The organism is Variovorax sp. J2P1-31 (assembly GCF_030317215.1).
Lineage (GTDB): Bacteria > Pseudomonadota > Gammaproteobacteria > Burkholderiales > Burkholderiaceae_C > Variovorax.
In genome coordinates this window covers 1,051,033-1,067,240 of record NZ_JASZYA010000003.1, presented here as the reverse complement: position 1 = coordinate 1,067,240, position 16,208 = coordinate 1,051,033, and the positions used below count along the sequence as shown (strand labels likewise).

14 protein-coding genes are annotated in these 16,208 nt (G+C 69.7%); 9 read left to right on the top strand and 5 right to left on the bottom strand.

Annotation, left to right across the window (positions count from 1 at the left end; genetic code table 11):
* The first annotated feature begins 30 nt into the window (after positions 1-30).
* From QTI20_RS24865 to QTI20_RS24830, 8 genes are read left to right on the top strand one after another with little or no spacing between them, the layout of a single operon-like run.
* Complete coding sequence (locus QTI20_RS24865; RefSeq protein WP_286553535.1) at positions 31-1,137, top strand: BMP family ABC transporter substrate-binding protein; 1,107 nt, start codon at positions 31-33, stop codon at positions 1,135-1,137.
* 3 nt (positions 1,138-1,140) lie between these two features.
* Complete coding sequence (locus QTI20_RS24860; RefSeq protein WP_286553537.1) at positions 1,141-2,667, top strand: ABC transporter ATP-binding protein; 1,527 nt, start codon at positions 1,141-1,143, stop codon at positions 2,665-2,667.
* Complete coding sequence (locus QTI20_RS24855; RefSeq protein WP_286553538.1) at positions 2,660-3,799, top strand: ABC transporter permease; 1,140 nt, start codon at positions 2,660-2,662, stop codon at positions 3,797-3,799. Before QTI20_RS24860 ends, QTI20_RS24855 begins: the two co-directional genes overlap by 8 nt.
* Positions 3,799-4,731, top strand: coding sequence for an ABC transporter permease (locus QTI20_RS24850; protein ID WP_286553540.1), 933 nt, complete (start codon positions 3,799-3,801; stop codon positions 4,729-4,731). The genes QTI20_RS24855 and QTI20_RS24850 overlap by 1 nt, the downstream gene beginning before the upstream one ends.
* Positions 4,728-5,402 carry a cysteine hydrolase family protein gene (locus QTI20_RS24845; RefSeq protein ID WP_286553542.1) on the top strand — a complete coding sequence of 225 codons (675 nt, stop codon included), beginning with the start codon at positions 4,728-4,730 and terminating at the stop codon, positions 5,400-5,402. The genes QTI20_RS24850 and QTI20_RS24845 overlap by 4 nt, the downstream gene beginning before the upstream one ends.
* A 51-nt stretch (positions 5,403-5,453) precedes the next feature.
* Positions 5,454-6,056 (top strand): LemA family protein, encoded by a 603-nt coding sequence (locus tag QTI20_RS24840; protein WP_259651863.1) that lies wholly within the window; start codon positions 5,454-5,456, stop codon positions 6,054-6,056.
* A gap of 18 nt (positions 6,057-6,074) precedes the next feature.
* A complete protein-coding gene (locus QTI20_RS24835; protein ID WP_286553544.1) occupies positions 6,075-7,016 on the top strand; it encodes a TPM domain-containing protein in 942 nt (313 codons plus the stop codon).
* Between the two features lie 2 nt (positions 7,017-7,018).
* Positions 7,019-7,534: a TPM domain-containing protein gene (locus tag QTI20_RS24830; RefSeq protein ID WP_286553545.1), complete on the top strand. Its 516-nt coding sequence runs from the start codon at positions 7,019-7,021 to the stop codon at positions 7,532-7,534.
* 36 nt (positions 7,535-7,570) lie between these two features.
* Here QTI20_RS24830 and QTI20_RS24825 read toward each other — a convergent pair whose 3' ends face one another.
* On the bottom strand, positions 7,571-9,163 hold the full coding sequence (locus QTI20_RS24825) for a CocE/NonD family hydrolase (protein ID WP_286553547.1): 1,593 nt from the start codon (positions 9,161-9,163) through the stop codon (positions 7,571-7,573).
* Positions 9,164-9,497: 334 nt separating this feature from the next.
* Between QTI20_RS24825 and QTI20_RS24820 the strand changes: the two genes are divergently transcribed.
* Positions 9,498-10,355, top strand: coding sequence for an AraC family transcriptional regulator (locus QTI20_RS24820; protein ID WP_286553548.1), 858 nt, complete (start codon positions 9,498-9,500; stop codon positions 10,353-10,355).
* Here QTI20_RS24820 and QTI20_RS24815 read toward each other — a convergent pair.
* Genes QTI20_RS24815 through QTI20_RS24800 form a run of 4 tightly spaced genes read right to left on the bottom strand, consistent with a single transcriptional unit; the run spans position 10,344 to position 16,203 of the window.
* Positions 10,344-12,197 (bottom strand): acyclic terpene utilization AtuA family protein, encoded by a 1,854-nt coding sequence (locus QTI20_RS24815; protein WP_286553549.1) that lies wholly within the window; start codon positions 12,195-12,197, stop codon positions 10,344-10,346. The genes QTI20_RS24820 and QTI20_RS24815 overlap by 12 nt on opposite strands.
* Before the next feature lie 25 nt (positions 12,198-12,222).
* Positions 12,223-13,377, bottom strand: a complete 1,155-nt coding sequence (locus QTI20_RS24810) for an acyl-CoA dehydrogenase family protein (protein ID WP_286553550.1) — start codon at positions 13,375-13,377, stop codon at positions 12,223-12,225.
* A gap of 55 nt (positions 13,378-13,432) precedes the next feature.
* Entirely contained in the window at positions 13,433-14,212 is a 780-nt protein-coding gene (locus tag QTI20_RS24805) for an enoyl-CoA hydratase/isomerase family protein (protein ID WP_286553551.1), read from the bottom strand.
* Positions 14,209-16,203, bottom strand: a complete 1,995-nt coding sequence (locus tag QTI20_RS24800) for an acetyl/propionyl/methylcrotonyl-CoA carboxylase subunit alpha (protein WP_286553553.1) — start codon at positions 16,201-16,203, stop codon at positions 14,209-14,211. Before QTI20_RS24800 ends, QTI20_RS24805 begins: the two co-directional genes overlap by 4 nt.
* Positions 16,204-16,208 lie beyond the last annotated feature (5 nt).

Here is a 16,208-nt window from a genome sequence, read left to right as displayed (position 1 = left end):
ATTTCCAAGCTTCTTTCCAAAGGTCGTTCCATGCAGTTGCGCACCCTCACTCCCGGCCTGGGCCTCGCGATGGGCCTCGTGGCCGGCGGCGCCGTCTTCACCACGCTGCCCGCCGCGGCCGCCGACGGCTTCACGCTCAAGGACAAGCCGAAGATCGCGATGCTCTACTTCGGCCCCAAGAACGACGGCGGCTGGACCCAGGCCTTCGACGAGGCACGGCTGAAGATCGAGAAGGAGCTCGGCCAGAAGATCCAGTTCGTCGAGAACGTGCCCGAAGACGCCTCGGCCATCAAGCCCGCCGCGGAGAAGTTCATCCAGCGCGGCGCCAACATCGTGATCGGCACCGCCTTCGGCTACTCCGACAGCTTCAAGGACCTGGCGGCCAAGTACCCCGACGTGGCCTTCCTCAACGGCTCGGGCACCACCAACGGCGCCAACCTCGAGTCCTTCTACGGCCGCACCTACGAGAGCCAGTACCTGTGCGGCATGGCGGCCGGCTCGGCCTCGAAGACCGGCAAGCTGGGCTTCGTCGCGGCCAACCCCTTCGGCGTGGTGAACTGGACCGTCAACGCCTTCGCGCTGGGCGCGCAGAAGGTGAACCCGAACGCGACCGTCAATGTGATCTACACCGGCGCCTGGAACGACCCCGTCAAGGAACGCGCCGCCGCTGCCGCGCTGATCGACCAGGGCGCCGACGTGATCGGCCAGCACGTCGACAGCCCGACGCCGCAGATCGTCGCGCAGGAGCGCGGCGTGTACGGCACCGGCCACCACCGCGACCTGCGCCAGTTCGCGCCCAAGGCCACGCTGTGCTCGTCGGTGTGGGTGTGGGACCGCTTCCTCGTGCCCGAGCTCAAGAAGGTCATCGCCGGCGGCTGGAAGCCCGCGCAATACGGCGCCTTCATCGAGATGAAGGACGGCGGCACCGACATCGCGGGCTTCGGCCCGGCCGTGCCCAAGGACAAGGCCGCGCTGATCAGCGCCGAGCGCGAGGCGATCCTCAAGGGCAAGCAGGTCTACGCCGGCCCGCTGGCCGACCGCGACGGCAAGGAGCGCGTGGCCAAGGGCGCGGTGCTCTCGGATGCCGAGCTGTGGAAGATGGACTGGTTCGTCAAGGGCGTGGTCACGCAGAAGTAAGCCATGCCCAACGCGCTCGAACTCACCGGCATCCGCAAGTCCTTCGACGGCTTCGCGGCGCTGACCGACGCCCATTTCGCCGCGCGCTGGGGCGAGGTGCATGCCCTGCTGGGCGAGAACGGCGCGGGCAAGTCCTCGCTGATGAACATCGCGGCCGGACTCTATGCGCCCGAGGCCGGCCAGCTGCTGGTCGATGACAACGCGGTGCGCTTCGCCGGCCCGCGCGACGCGGCGAAGCACCGCATCGGCATGGTCCACCAGCACTTCAAGCTGGTGCGGCCGTTCACGGTGGCGCAGAACATTTTGCTCACCGCGCCGCCGCCGGCCGCCTACCAGCGCCATGGCGAGCGGCTGCGCGCGATCGAGCGCGCCATCCGCGACAAGGCCGCGGAGCTGGGCTTCGACATCGATCCGTCCCAGCGCGTCGATGCGCTGTCGATCGCCGAGCAGCAGCGCGTCGAGATCCTCAAGGTGCTGCTCGCGGGTGCGCGCATCCTGATCCTCGACGAGCCCACGGCCGTGCTGACCGACCAGGAGGCCGCGCGCCTGCTGCAGACGGTGCGGGGCCTGGCACGCCAGGGCGCGGCGGTGGTGCTGGTCACGCACAAGATGGCCGACGTGAAGACCTATGCCGACCGCGTGACCGTGATGCGCGGCGGCCGCACGGTCGCCACCTTGCAGCCCGACCAGGCCTCGGTCGCCGAACTGGTGAAGCTCACGGTGGGCGAGTCGGTCGCGGCCGCGGGCTTCCAGCCGGCGAAGACGGCGCGCGGTGCGGTGCGCCTGTCGGTGCGCGGGCTGCGCACGCCCGCTTCGCCCGAAGGCCGGCGGGTGCTCGACGGCGTCGAGCTCGAACTGCACGCGGGCGAGATCTACGGCCTGGCCGGCGTCGGCGGCAACGGGCAGGGCGAGCTCGCGGGCGCGATCATGGGCCTGCCGGGCGAAGCCACCGAAGGCGAGATCCGGCTCGAAGGCCATGGCGATCTCAAGACCCTGGCCGCCTCCGCGCGCCGCGGCATCGGCATCGCCGCGATCCCGGCCGACCGCTACGGGCTCGCACTCGCGGGCGGCCTGTCGGTGGCCGAGAACTACGCCATCGGCCGCGTCCACACCGGCCGCTACGGCCCGGTGTGGCGGCTGCGCCGCCAGCTGATCCAGCGCGACACGCAGGACGCCGTGCGTGCCTTCGACGTGCAGGGCGTGCGTTCGGTGGCGCAGAAGGCGGCGCTGCTGTCGGGCGGCAATGCGCAGAAGCTGGTGCTGGCGCGCGAGTTCGGCAAGGTGCCGACGCTGGTGCTGGCCCACAGCCCCAGCCGCGGCCTCGACGTGCGCGCCAGCGCCGAGGTGCATGCGCGCCTTCGCGCCGCCCGCGACGGCGGTGCGGCCGTGCTGCTGATCAGCGAGGACCTCGACGAGGTGCTGCAGCTGGCCGACCGCGTGGGCGTGATGACGCGCGGGCGCATCGCCGGCGAATTCGCGCAGCCCGCCGACCGGCAGGCGATCGGACAGGCAATGGTGGACCATGGCTGAAGCATCCCTCTCCGCCGACCTGGCGCACGCGCCCAAGGCCGCGCCCGCACCGGCGCCGCAGCCGCTCGCGGGCCGCCGCTACGCGCTGGAGATCCGCCAGCACATGGCCTGGCGCTGGCAGGCGCTGATCCTCGCGGCCGCGCTGCTGGTGGGCTTCGGCCTCTCCGCCGCGATCCTGGTGGCGGCCGGCGTGCCCGCCGGCGAACTGGCCAACGAGTTCATCACCCAGACCTTCCTCGACGGCCAGAACTTCCGCGCCGTGCTGTTCCAGGCCGCGCCGATGATCCTGGTCGGGCTGGCCGGCGCCATCGCCTTCCGCGCGCGCTTCTGGAACCTCGGGCTCGAAGGCCAGATGGTCTGGGGCGCGATCGGCGCGACCGCGATCTCGATGTGGCAGGTCGGCCCCGAGAACCTGCGCCTGCCGTTGATGTTCATCGCGGCCATCGGCTGCGGCCTGCTGTGGGTGTGGGGGCCTGCGTGGCTCAAGCTGAAGCTGGGCGTGAACGAGATCATCTCGACGCTGATGCTCAACTACATGGCGGCCAACTTCCTGCTGCACCTGGTCTACGGCAGCTGGAAGGACCCGAAGGACAACTTCCCCTATTCGCCGCAGTTCCGCGTGTTCGAACGGCTGCCCGAACTGGGCGGCGGCGTGGGCAGTTCGATCCTGCTCGCGGGCGTGGTGGCGCTGCTGGCATGGTGGCTGGTGAGCGTGAGCCGCGCGGGCCTGTACCTGCGCTTCGTCGATGCGAACCCGCGCGTGGCGCATGCCAACGGCGTGCCGGTGCGGCGCACCATCTACGGCGCGGTGCTGCTGTCGGGCGCGATGGCCGGGCTCGCGGGCTTCGCGGTGGTGGCGGGGCAGGAGGGCCGGCTCACGCAGGCCTTCTACCAGGGCTACGGCTTCTCCGGCATCCTCATCGCCTTCCTGGCGCGCAACAACCCGCTGGCGGCCACGGTGGTGGCGCTGCTGGTGGCGGCGCTGTTCGTCACCGGCCGCAGCCTGCAGGTCTTCTACCAGGTGCCGTTCTCGATGGTGCAGCTGATCCAGGCCCTCATCGTGGTGTGCGTGGCCTCGAGCGACTTCTTCATCCGCCACCGGCTGCGGCGCGTGGGCGGGGAGGGCGCGTGATGAGCGGCGGCGTGATCCTCAACTGGCTCGCCAGCACGCCCGATTTCGCCGTGCCCTATGCGCTCGCGGCGCTGGGCCTGATCATCTGCGAGCGCGCGGGCGTGCTCGCGCTGGGTGCCGAAGGGCTGATGCTGGTCGGCGCGCTGGCGGGCATCGGCGCGCAGATCGCCATCGGCCAGCCCGCGGTGTCGCTGGTGCTGGCCATGCTCGCGGCCAGCGTCGTGTCGGTGCTGTTCGCGGTGATGGTGATCTGGCTGCGCGTGAACCAGGTGATCGCCGGATTGGCGCTGGTGTTCTTCTGCCAGGGGCTCACGGCGCTGGTCGGCTCGATGGCCGACTGGACCAACCACGCGACCGCCGGCATCGGTGCGATGGCCCTGTGGCCGCTGTCGATGCTGCCGGGCGTGGGCAAGCTGTTCGAGCAGAACGCGATGGTGTGGCTCACGCTGCCGGTCTTCGGCGCGGTGGCCTGGTTCTTCGCGCGCACTTCCACCGGCCTGCGGTTGCGCGCCGTGGGCGAGAACCCGCAGGCGGCCGACGCGGCCGGCATCCGTGTCACGGCCTGGCGCTTCGCCGCGGTGCTCGCGGGCTCGGCACTGGTGGGACTGGCGGGCGCCTACATCTCGGTGGTCAGCACCAAGCTGTGGATCGCGGGCATGACCGGCGGGCGCGGCTGGATCGCGGTGGGCCTGGTGATCTTTGCGCGCTGGTCGCCCTGGAAGGCGCTGGTGGGCGCATTGCTGTTCGGCTGCATCGAGGCGCTGATCCCGCAGCTGGCCGCGGCCGGCGTGCAGCTGCCGCAGTACTTCGTGATGATGACGCCCTATGCGGTGACGCTGGGCGTGATGGTGTGGGTCGCGCTCTCGCGGCGCGGCGCCGATGAAGAGCCCGGCGCGCTGGGCCAACCCTATGTGCGGGAGGAGCGGCGATGAAGGCCTGGGTCTACAACGAGGCGCGCGAGCTCGATGCCGCGCAGTTCGCCGACTACCTGGACCCGGCCACGACGGCCGTGGTCTCGATCGACATGCACCGCGGCCACCTCGACGACGACCCCGACTGCCCCTGCCCGGCGCCGCGCGCCCGCGACGTGGTGGCGCCCATCGACGGCTTCCATGACGAAGTGCGCGCGCTGGGCGTGCGCATCGTGCACATCAGGTCGGTGCTGCGGCCCGGCGGCGAGGACGACGTCTACGGCATCCCGGCCGCCTGGCGCCGCACCTTCCCGCTGCACGTGGGCCCGATCCCCAACGCCGGCGCGCACGCGCTCGAAGGCTCGAAGTGGACCGAGTGGGTCACGCGCGTGGAACCCGGCGACATGCGCGTGGACAGCAAGCGCCGGTTGTCGGCCTTCTACCCGACCGACCTCGACTTCCTGCTGCGCAACCAGCGCATCGAGACGGTGGTGCTCAACGGCGGCTTCACCGACTGCTGCGTGCTCAACACCGCCTTCGACGCCAACAACCGCAACTACCGCGTGATCGTGCTGCGCGACCTGGTGCGCGGCACCGACCCGCACCTGGAGGGCGCGGCGCTGGCCATGGTGTCGCTGCACCTGGGGCTGGTGATGGATTCGGCGGACTTGCTGCGCCAGTGGCGCGCATAGCCCTCGGCCACGGCTATGCTACCTTCCGCTTCTTCTGCGGAGGTAATGCACATGATGATGAAGCGCTGGTTCCTGATCCTTGCGGCGGTGGTGTCGCTGAGCGGCTGCGGCTACAACGAGTTCCAGGAACTCGACGAAGCCAGCAAGTCGGCCTGGAGCGAGGTGCTCAACCAGTACCAGCGCCGTGCCGACCTGGTGCCCAACATCGTGGCGACGGTCAAGGGCGAGGCCGCCTTCGAGCAGGACACGCTGACCAAGGTGATCGAGGCGCGCGCCAAGGCCACCTCGATCCAGGTCACGCCCGAGACGCTCAACAACCCCGCGGCCTTCGCCAAGTTCCAGCAGGCGCAGGGCGAGCTGTCGTCGGCGCTGTCGCGGCTGATGGTGGTGGCCGAGCGCTATCCCGATCTCAAGGCCAACCAGGCCTTCCGCGACCTGCGCGTGACGTTGGAAGGCGCCGAGAACCGCATCACCGTCGCGCGCAACCGCTACATCGAGAGCGTGCAGGACTACAACGTGCTCGCGCGCCGCTTCCCCACCAACATCACGGCCATGGTCTTCGGCTACGACCCCAAGCCCAACTTCAGCGTGCAGAACGAAGCGCAGATCTCGGTGCCGCCGACGGTGGACTTCAGTGCACCCAAGAAGCCGTAACGCGGGCCGGCGCGCCGCATGAACAGGCTCCTGGCGCACGGCGGGCGCTGGCTGCTGCTGGCCCTGGCCTTCATCGCGTGGCCGGTCCTCGCGCAGATGCCCACGGTGGCGTCGGCGCCCAAGCTGCAGCCCGTGCCCGCGCTGAGCGCGCGCGTGATCGACCAGACCGGCACCCTCGACGCGGCCCAGCGCGCCGGCCTCGAGACCCGGCTGGCCGACTTCGAACGGCGCAAGGGCTCGCAGATCGTGCTGCTGATGGTGCCCACCACCGCGCCCGAGGACATCGCGAGCTACGCCAACCGCGTGGCCAACGACTGGAAGATCGGCCGCAAGGAGGTGGGTGACGGCCTGCTGGTGGTGGTGGCCAAGGACGACCGCCGCATGCGCATCGAGGTCGCGAAGACGCTCGAGGGCCCGGTGCCCGACCTCGCGGCCAGCCGCATCATCGACGAGGAAATGATGCCGCGCTTTCGCCAGAACGATTTCGCGGGCGGGCTGAACGCGGCCGTCGACCGGCTCGTCGGCCTGGTCGATGGCGAGCCCCTGCCCGAACCCACGCGCCGCAGCGGCGGCGGCGGCGAGCGCGCTTCCGGCGGCGGCATCGACTGGGAGAACCTCGGCATCTTCCTGTTCTTCGGCTTCTTCATCGTGGCGCCGATCGTGCGCCGCATCTTCGGCAAGGTGCTGGGCACGCTGGTGCTAGGCGGCGGCATCGGCACGGTGGCCTTCCTGATCACCGCCAGCCTGTTCACCGCGGTGGTGGCGGGCCTGGTGGCGATGGTCGCCGGGTCCTTCTCCCGTTCGCTGCCCATCGGTGGCGGCGGCCTGCCGGGCGGTTTCGGCGGCGGCGGCTGGGGCGGGGGCTCCTCGGGCGGCAGCCGCGGGGGCGGGGGTGGCGGCGGCTTCAGTTCGGGCGGTGGTGGCAATTTTGGCGGCGGTGGCGCCTCGGGAGGCTGGTGACGATGGGCTTGTTTGCCAAATTGGGGCGCTTCTGGCGCCATCGCTGGACCGACGAGGCGGCCGTGCGCCGCGTGCTGCCGCCGGACGTGCTGGCGCAACTGCGCCGCCGCGTCGCGGCCAGCGAGCAGCGCCACACCGGCGAGGTCCGGCTGTGCATCGAGGCCGGGCTGCCGGCCAGCTACCTCTGGCGCGATGCGCCGGCCCGCGAGCGCGCGCTGATGCTGTTCGGCAAGCTGCGCGTCTGGGACACCGAGCACAACAACGGCGTGCTGATCTACCTGCTGCTGGCCGACCATTCGATCGAGATCGTGGCCGACCGCGGCATCGACCGCCATGTGGACGCCGCGGACTGGCGCGCCATGACCCAGTCCATGGGCGCCGCCTTCCAGGCCGGCCGCTTCGAGGACGGGCTCACGCAGGCGCTGGAGGAGGTGTCGGCGCTGCTGGTCGCGCACTTCCCGCGCGCCGAGGGCGAGCCGGCGCGCAACGAGCTGCCGGACGCGCCGGTGGTGCTGTAGGCCTCCGGGCCGCGCCGCGTGTGAGCACCCGAGGGCTCAGCGCAGGGGCACGCTGAGCCAGGCCGGATCTGCCGCCGGAGCGGAAAAGCTCACGGTGCCGCCCGGCGTCGTCACGCCGCCGTAGCGCGGGTCCAGCGTGCCGATCACCACGGCCAGTCGGTTGCCGGCGGGTATTTCCGTGGCCGCGGCCTCGAGCCGGATGTCGAGCGTGCGAGGCTGGCCGGGTGTGGCCTGATGGAGGCTGTAGGGCTTGTGGGTGATGAGGGTTCCGCTACCCGTGACATCGACGCTGTAGAGGTAGGTGTACAGCGACACATCGGGCTGGTTCGGCGTCACGGTCAGGTGCAGGGTGGCGATGCCCGCGAGCATCTTCCGGGCCGGGTACACCGGGCCCTGCCACACACTGGCGCCGAAGCGGGGGATCAGCGGGATCGAGGCACCGGGACTGGTACCGAAGAGGCTCTGGAACAGGCCGGTCAGTTCGATCGCGCCGGAGTTCGCTTCGGTCGGAATGGCGGTGACGATGGAAGTGCTCCAAGCCGTGGTGGCGCCACCGGTCGACAGCGTGCCGGTGGGAATCCAGCCGGCGGGCTTGCCCAGCGTGTAGGTCGTGGGGCGGGCCTGCACACTGTCCCAGTCCGGATAGGTCAGCCAGGACTTGCCCACCGTCTGCAGGCGCACCGGAGGCTCGGTGTTCACGCCGTTGTCGATGCCTTTCAGGTAGTGATCGAACCAGCGGGTGGCCGCATCGTAGACCTCGCTGGGCAGGCCCAGGGCACCCGGCAGGTCGGCGGTGGCGTGGTCGCCCTGGATCAGGATCAACTGCTTGGGGCCGCCCAGATTCCGGAAGAGGTCCACGAGCTGGTTGGGCGGCACCAGGCCATCGTTGATGCCGTTGGCCAGCAGCACCGCGGTCTTGTTCAATCGACCTGCCTTTGCGTCCTGCGTGGGGCTGCGGGAGGCCGACAGGTTCACCATCGCCTTCCCGGCGGCATCGAACTGGCCCGTGAAGACCTTCTGCCAGACGGCGCTCAGCTCCGGGGTCGAGCGACCCGTCAGGACGCCGGTGCTCGCCAGCAGGCTCAGGACTTGCTGGCTGGCGGTCTGGTTCGAATAGAAGGCCTCGCCGAAGTCACCGCCGGTGCTCAGCGCCGCCACCGCCTTGATGCGCGGGTCGCGAGCGGCTGCCAGCGTGCTGGTGCCCGAGCCATAGGAAATGCCGGAGGCGCCGATGCGATCGGGATCCGAAGGCGTATGGGCCAAGGCCCAATCGATCACCTTGCTGGTGTCTGCGACGGTCTTCGGACCGAAGAAGTCGACCAGGCCCTGCGAGTCGTAGAAGCCACGCGCGGTGAAGCTGATCACCACATAGCCCTGCGCCGCCAGGATCTTTCCGCGGCCGACGTATTCCAGGTTGGGCGTGGCCCAGCTCGTGCCCATGACGATCAGCGGAAAGGGGCCGGGGCCCTGTCCCTGCGGCACGATCACGGTCGCGGCCAAGGTCTGTCCATCGACGGCCGGAATCCGCTGGTAGGAAAGGCTGAAGTTTCCGGCCAGCGCCGGCAGCGCCGACAGCAGGCCCCAACCCAGCACCCACGCCGCTGCGAAACGCGAAAAAAGAATGCGCATGATGTTGTCTCCCTGTGGTGATGATCAATTTGCAAGGTGGCCTCGAGGCCTGCCGTTGGCCGCGATCCGAGACGTCGGTGTCGGGCGGCGTGCCATGCCAATTTGTTGACGAAAAGCTTTCTGTCTTGAGGCGCCGGCCCAGGCCATGGTTTCCACGCAGTCGCTTGCGCCGCTGCATGGGTTAAAAACCCATCGATGGGTTTCTGGGAGGCCTCGCCATTTCTTCGGGTGCGGCGCATGAGAGGACACATGGCGATCAAGACGGCGGGACGCCTGAACGGGGCGACGGACGAGGCTCCTTCACGTGCCCATGACTTTTCTCCGAGGGCACGCCATGCTGCTGCCATCGCTTAGCCCAACCCGACCGAACCCGCCCACGGAGGCTGCAAAACACGTGATGTGGCTCAGCCCGGATCGCGCCGTCTACAGCGGGCTCCTGGGCCAGCCTGTGGGCCGTACCTTCGGCGGCTATGCCTGCTATTTCTCCTTGCTCGGGCCGCACCGGATTCAGATAGGGGAATGCCCATGGCAGGAGTGCCAACTCTCCTTTGTGCCGCCTTATCTGCGGCACAACATCGCTGCCGATGGCAACACCATCTGCGGCCTTCTTGTCGAGGCGGAAACCGTGGATGAGGCAAGGCTGCCGGCCTTTCTGCAGCGCGGCGCAGGCCCGGTCGTCGATGCGCACAGTCATCGGCGCATGAGACATGGCATGGAGCGGCTGCTCCGGCAGATGGACGAAGGAGGCGTCACCGACGCCGATGTCGACCATGCTTTCTTCGGCGAGCGACTGGAAACACCGGTGCTCGACACGCGCGTGCGGAACACCATCGACAGGATCAAGGCAGCGCCCCGCGACCGGGTTTCCGCGCTCGCGTGTGCGGAAGACATCTGCCTGTCGGAGTCGCGATTCCTTCACCTCTTCCGTCGCGAAGTGGGCGTGCCCTTCAGGCAATTCAAGGCGTGGAAGCGGGCCCGCATCTTCCTGACCTATGTGACCCAGGACCTGCGCCTGACCGACGTCGCCCTGGATGCGGGCTATCCGGATGCCACCCATTTCAGCCACTCGATCCGGGACGTCTATGGCCTGACCCCGCGCTCGATCGTGTCGGGCAGCCGGCGCCTGTCCCTGTTCAGCGAGGGCGATGCAGCCACGCACGAAGGAAGGCCGGCGCATCGCTCACGCTCCTAGGGGGTGGGGCTGCCGCGGCGTGCCCGCGGCGCCGGTGTCGAGGCCCGCGGGGTGCAGCCTGGCCCAGAGCGACTGCGGGACCTTCACCGGCAGGCTCAGCAGTATTTGCGCATTCCCCTTGCCCAGTGGGTCGAAACGCGGCGAAGCGGGCCCGCCGCCTGCCAGGGCCCCGTGGATCACGAAGTTCATGGACGCCGTGCCCGGCAGATGGAAGCGCTCGACCGGCCCCGTCGCGCTGTGCGCGAACCAGGCCTGCACGGCCTCCGGTGTCAGCGCGTGCCACAGCAGGGGCAGCCACTCGGCCCGACGCGCAATCACGCCGATGTTCGAAATGTCGCCCTTGTCGCCGCTGCGGGCCCAGGCGAGCTCGATCAGGGGCACGTCGACGCAAGGCTCGGCCGTGGCCGTCCATGCAGGCGGTTCCACGCCGTCTGCTGGCGCAGCGGCGGCCGAGCTGGTGGGATGAGCCGGCATCACGGTGACCTCCCCGTCGACGGTGACGCGCACCGTCACCCGGCGCTTGTCGAGCAGAAAGGAGAAGGGCTTGACCAGAGGCGACGGCGACGGCCGCCCCAGGGCCGGCCCCGTGGTGCCCGGCGACCAGGAGGTTCCGGCGGGTGCGATCTCGCGCGCGAAGAGCTCCAGCGCCTTCTTGCTCGTGTGGTCGGCCACGATGCGGACCATGACCTCGCGGCTGGCGCCGCCCCGCGCCTGCGCACCGTACAGGGATTCGGCACCCATCAATTCGATGCCTGTGCGTGTGAAAGGCGGCAGGCCCGAGCGCTTCAGCATCGCCTGCGTCCGTTCGATGACCGCCGCCCCGGTGCGCCGCGCCTTGGCCGCGGCGTCGAAGCCGACGATCACCAACAGGCCGGCGCAGCGGTAGCCGTCGAGCTGCGTGGCCGACACCTTGTAGCTCGGCGTCGGAGCCAGGCCGCGTGCGCCGCTGACCCGCACGCGCGTGCCATCGACCTGCTCGACCTCGACCTGGCGGAAGTCGCAGCACACGTCGGGCAACTGGTAGGCCGCCGGGTCCCCGATCTCGTAGAGCATCTGCTCCACCACGCAGGCCCGGTCCACGAGCCCGCCCGTGCCCGGCGCCTTGGTCAGTTCGAAGCTGCCGTCGGCCGCGCAGTTCACGATGGGATAGCCCATGTTGGCCCAATCGGGCACCCGCTCCCAATCGGTGAACAGCCCGCCCGTCGCCTGGCAGCCGCATTCGATGATGTGGCCGGCGAGGCTGCCGCCGGCCAACGCATCGTGGTCGTCGGCCGACCAGCCGAATTCGTGCATCAGCACGCCCAGCGTGACGGCGCTGTCGACCCCGCGCCCGGTGATGACGATGTCCGCCCCCATGGCCAGTGCACGGGCCACCGGCGCCGCGCCCAGGTAGGCGTTCGCGCTCAGCACCTGCTCCGGCAACGCTTCGCCGGAGAACATGTCGACCACGCCTTCGCGGCGCAGCGCCGGCATCAGCGGCGTGACGTCGTCGCCCTCGACCACCGCGATCCGGGGGCTCAGGTTCATGGATGCCGCCAGCGAGCGCAGGGCCTCGGCACAGCCCGACGGGTTGATGCCGCCCGCATTCGCCACCACCTTGATGCCCCGGCGCATCACCTCGGGGAGCACCTGGGCCATCGCGCCGTCGACGAAGTCGGTGGCGTAGCCCATGTCCGGCTTCTTCGCGCGCGCGGCCGCGAGCAGCGCCATCGTCGTCTCCGCGAGGTAGTCGAAGACGAGGTAGTCCACCAGGCCCGAAGCGACGAGCTGCGGGGCGCCCAGCATGCTGTCGCCCCAGAAGCCCGAGGCCCCACCGATCCTCACGATGGCGCGTTCATTCATCTGTGCCTCCCATGCGACGCTCGGCTCAGGCGCTCTGGGGCAGGGTGCCCATGAACTTGCAGAGCACCTGCAGCATCACTTCGTCCGCACCACCGCCGATCGAAGCCAGGCGCCCGTCGCGGTAGATGCGGGCGATGGCGCTCTCCTTCGCATAGCCCATGCCGCCCCAGAACTGCAGGCATCCGTCGGCCACCTCGCGGACCAGGCGGCCCCCCTTGAGCTTGGCCATCGTCGCGGTGCGGGTGGCGTCCTCGCCGCGCACCATCTGCTCGACGCCTTCCCATGCCAGCGCCCGCACCGCGGCCACCTCCGCCTGCAGCTCGGCCAGCTTGAAGTGCACCCACTGGTTGTCGCGCAGGGGCCTGCCGAACACCGTGCGCTCGCCGGTATAGGCCACGGTCTGGTCGATGGCGCGCTGGGCCATCGCGGCCGCGTTGAGGGCGCCCCAGAGCCGTTCGGACTGGAACTGCTCCATCTGGTAGACGAAACCCATGCCTTCCTCGCCGATGCGGTAGCGCTGCGGCACGCGCACGTTGTCGAAGTACAGCTGCGCCGTGTCGGACGCGTCCATGCCGATCTTCCGGATCTTCTTTGCCACACTGACGCCGGCCGTCTTCATCGGCACCACGATCAGCGACTTGTTCCGGTGCACCGGCCCGTCCGAAGTATTGGCCAGCAGGCAGCAGAAGTCCGCCTGCGTCCCGTTGGTGATCCACATCTTGCCGCCGTCGATGACGTAGTCGCCGCCGTCCTTGCGCGCGCGGGTCTTGATGGAAGCGACGTCGGAGCCGCTGCCCACTTCCGAGACGCCGAGGCAGCCGACCCGCTCGCCGCGAATGGCCGGCGCGAGGAACTCGGCGCGCAGCGCCGGGCTGCCCCGGTGCGCCAGCGCCGGCGTGCACATGTCGGTCTGCACGCCGATCGCCATCGGGATGCCGCCGCAGTTGATCTCCGCGAGGGCCTCGGCGAGCACCGCCGCGTAGGAGTAGTCCAGGTCCAGCCCGCCGTCTTCCATGGGCTTGTTCAGGCCCAGGAGGCCCAGCTTCCCCATCTGCCCGAAGAGCTGGTGGGCGGGAAACAGCTCCGCGGCTTCCCATTCGTCGACATGGGGGTTCACCTCCTGCGCGACCCAGCGCTTGACGGTGTCGCGGATCTGTTCGTGTTCGTGTGTGAATTGCATGTTCTGTCTCCTGTTTTGATGCTCACCCTGGGCCCGACGCGAGTGCAGGCCCGGTTCATCGGCCGGTGAATTTCGGCGCACGCTTCTCGGCGAAGGCGGCCAGTCCTTCCTTGGCGTCCTCGCTCATCGCCAGCAGCGCGATCTGGCTCTCGGTGAACGCAATCGCCTCGTCGAAGGACATGGACGCGATCGCGCGCAGCGCGTACTTGCCCCTTCGGATGGCGGTCGGGGACTTGTCGACGAGGCGTTCGATCAGCCATTGCGTCTTCGCGTCCAGCTCGGCCGTGGGCACGACGTGGTTGACCAGACCATGCCGCAGCGCCTCGGCGGCGCTGAAGGGCTCGCCGCACAACGCCCACTCCCGCACGATCCGGCGTGGAACGAGGTCCTGCAGCAGACTGAGCACCTGCATGGGAAAGACACCGACCCGGACTTCCGGCAGGCCAAACTGCGCGTGATCGGCGGCGACCGCCAGGTCGGCAAGACAGGCCAGCCCCATGCCGCCCGCCATGCATGCGCCGTTGATCCGCGCAACGATCGGAAGCAGGGTGTTCTGCGCCTCGCGCAGCAGGTCCGCGTAGTCGAGGGAAGGGGTCGAGAAGTCGAAGGCGAAGCCCTGGCCCGGCTGCAGGTCGGCACCCGCGCAGAAGGCCTTGTCGCCGCTGCCCGTCAGCACGATCACCCGGACCTCCGGATCGGCCTGGGCCTGACGCAGGCCCGCGCGGAGTCCTGCCACCACCGAACGATTCAGCGCATTGCGCTTGTCCGGCCGGTGGATCTGGATCCAGAAGGCATGGTCGCGTTTCTCGTACAGGACGTCGGCCGGCGCGCTCATGACACGTCTCCTGCGGTCCGCGGCATGCCCTCGTGGGGTGGCTGGATCTCGACCATCACGCGCCCTGCGTTCATCTGGTCGCCTGCACTGACGTGCACCGCCGCGACGACGCCCGACAGGGGCGCGGCATGGACGTGCTCCATCTTCATGGCCTCGAGCACTGCCACGGGCTGGCCGGCCTCGACGCCGTCGCCGACGCCGACATGCACTGCGATCACGCGCCCGTTCATCGATGCGCGCACCCGCCCGTCGCCGCCGCGATCCCGGTCCCGGGCGTCCGGCGCGTGGCTGCGGTTCTCGATGCGATGGACCGATCCGCCGATCAGCAGCCACAGCACATGGCCCTCACAGGCGTAGCCGACCGTCTCGGTGATCCCATCGAGCGTGAAGCGTGCCCGCCCCTCGCTCGGCCGCGCTTCGCCGTGCAACAGATGCCGCACATCGTCGTCCGTGATCTCATGGCTGTCGATGGCGCAGCGCCGGACACGGAGGGTCCTTTGCGAGCCGTCGAAGTCCAGCTTCATGGGCACCGTGTGTCGATGCGCCAGCCGACCGGCAACGCTGTCCGGGGCATCGCCCGTCATCGCCAGCAGAAGCCACGCGGCGACCGCGCATGCGCGCGATGCGCTGTTTTCATCGGTGTGCAGCAACTCCGATTCGTTCGCGCCGATGAAGGCTGTTGTCGCACCGCCTGCCAGGAACACGGGGTGCGAGAGGCTGCGAAGGAGGAAGGCCTGGTTCGTCGTGACGCCGAAGGCCACCAGCTCCGACAGCGCATGGCGGAGCTTGCGTGCCGCTTCCTCGCGCGTCGCGCCGTGCGCGATCACCTTGGCCACCATCGAGTCGTAGTAGGGCGAGATCACGGTGCCCGATTCGAGCGCGTGCTCCACCCGCACGCTCGCCGGCGCGCGCCAGCGCAGCAACGTGCCGCTCTGCGGCATGAAGCCATGGCGCGCATCCTCCGCGCACAGCCGCACCTCCATCGCATGGCCCGAGAAGGTGATGGCCTCCTGCGCCAGCGGCAGGGCCTCGCCTGCGGCGACACGCAACTGCCACGCCACCAGGTCCAGGCCGGTGATGGCCTCGGTCACCGGATGCTCGACCTGCAGCCGTGTGTTCATCTCCATGAAGAAGAAGTCGCCCTTGGCGTCCACCAGGAACTCCAGCGTGCCCGCGCCTTCGTAGGCGATGGCCTTGACGGCCGCCACCGCGGTGGCCCCCATGCGCGCCCGCAGGGTCGCATCGACCGCGGGGGAGGGCGCCTCCTCGATGAGCTTCTGGTGGCGGCGCTGGACCGAGCAATCCCGCTCGCCCAGGTGCACCGCATTGCCGTGTCGATCGGCGAAGACCTGGATCTCCACGTGGCGCGGCTGCGCGATGGCGCGCTCGAGGATCACTGTCGCGTCGCCGAAGGCGTTCCGGGCTTCGGACTGCGCACTGCGCAGCAGGTCGAGGAACCGGCCCTCGCTCTCCACCAGCCGCATGCCACGGCCGCCGCCGCCCGCCGTCGCCTTGATCATCACCGGATAGCCCAGTTGCGCCGCCTCGCGGGCGAGGCGTTCCTCCGACTGGTCGTCGCCCTGGTAGCCGGGAATGCAGGGCACGCCGGCGGCCCGCATCAGCGCCTTGGCACCCGCCTTGTCGCCCATGGCCCGGATCGCCGCGGGCGACGGCCCGATGAACACCAGGCCCGCATCGCGGCAGGCTTGCGCGAAGTCTTCGTTCTCGGCCAGAAAGCCGTAGCCGGGGTGCACCGCATCGGCCCCCGTGGCCTTCGCCGCATCGATGATGGCCGGAATCCGGAGGTAGGACTGCGACGGCAATGCGTCGCCGATGCACACGGCCTGGTCCGCGGCCCGCACGTGCGCGCTGCCTGCGTCCGCGCTCGAGTAGACGGCGACCGTGCCGTAGCCCAGGGCCTTGGCGCTGCGCATGACCCGCAACGCAATCTCGCCACGGTTGGCGACCAGGACTTTCTGGAAGGGCGTCATGTTCG

Bases quoted from the DNA above. Each gene is read 5' to 3' on its own strand.
- QTI20_RS24865 (WP_286553535.1), top strand. From the start codon at position 31: ATGCAGTTGCGCACCCTCACTCCCGGCCTGGGCCTCGCGATGGGCCTC.
- QTI20_RS24860 (WP_286553537.1), top strand. From the start codon at position 1,141: ATGCCCAACGCGCTCGAACTCACCGGCATCCGCAAGTCCTTCGACGGC.
- QTI20_RS24855 (WP_286553538.1), top strand. From the start codon at position 2,660: ATGGCTGAAGCATCCCTCTCCGCCGACCTGGCGCACGCGCCCAAGGCC.
- QTI20_RS24850 (WP_286553540.1), top strand. From the start codon at position 3,799: ATGAGCGGCGGCGTGATCCTCAACTGGCTCGCCAGCACGCCCGATTTC.
- QTI20_RS24845 (WP_286553542.1), top strand. From the start codon at position 4,728: ATGAAGGCCTGGGTCTACAACGAGGCGCGCGAGCTCGATGCCGCGCAG.
- QTI20_RS24840 (WP_259651863.1), top strand. From the start codon at position 5,454: ATGATGATGAAGCGCTGGTTCCTGATCCTTGCGGCGGTGGTGTCGCTG.
- QTI20_RS24835 (WP_286553544.1), top strand. From the start codon at position 6,075: ATGAACAGGCTCCTGGCGCACGGCGGGCGCTGGCTGCTGCTGGCCCTG.
- QTI20_RS24830 (WP_286553545.1), top strand. From the start codon at position 7,019: ATGGGCTTGTTTGCCAAATTGGGGCGCTTCTGGCGCCATCGCTGGACC.
- QTI20_RS24825 (WP_286553547.1), bottom strand. From the start codon at position 9,163: ATGCGCATTCTTTTTTCGCGTTTCGCAGCGGCGTGGGTGCTGGGTTGG.
- QTI20_RS24820 (WP_286553548.1), top strand. From the start codon at position 9,498: ATGCTGCTGCCATCGCTTAGCCCAACCCGACCGAACCCGCCCACGGAG.
- QTI20_RS24815 (WP_286553549.1), bottom strand. From the start codon at position 12,197: ATGAATGAACGCGCCATCGTGAGGATCGGTGGGGCCTCGGGCTTCTGG.
- QTI20_RS24810 (WP_286553550.1), bottom strand. From the start codon at position 13,377: ATGCAATTCACACACGAACACGAACAGATCCGCGACACCGTCAAGCGC.
- QTI20_RS24805 (WP_286553551.1), bottom strand. From the start codon at position 14,212: ATGAGCGCGCCGGCCGACGTCCTGTACGAGAAACGCGACCATGCCTTC.
- QTI20_RS24800 (WP_286553553.1), bottom strand. From the start codon at position 16,203: ATGACGCCCTTCCAGAAAGTCCTGGTCGCCAACCGTGGCGAGATTGCG.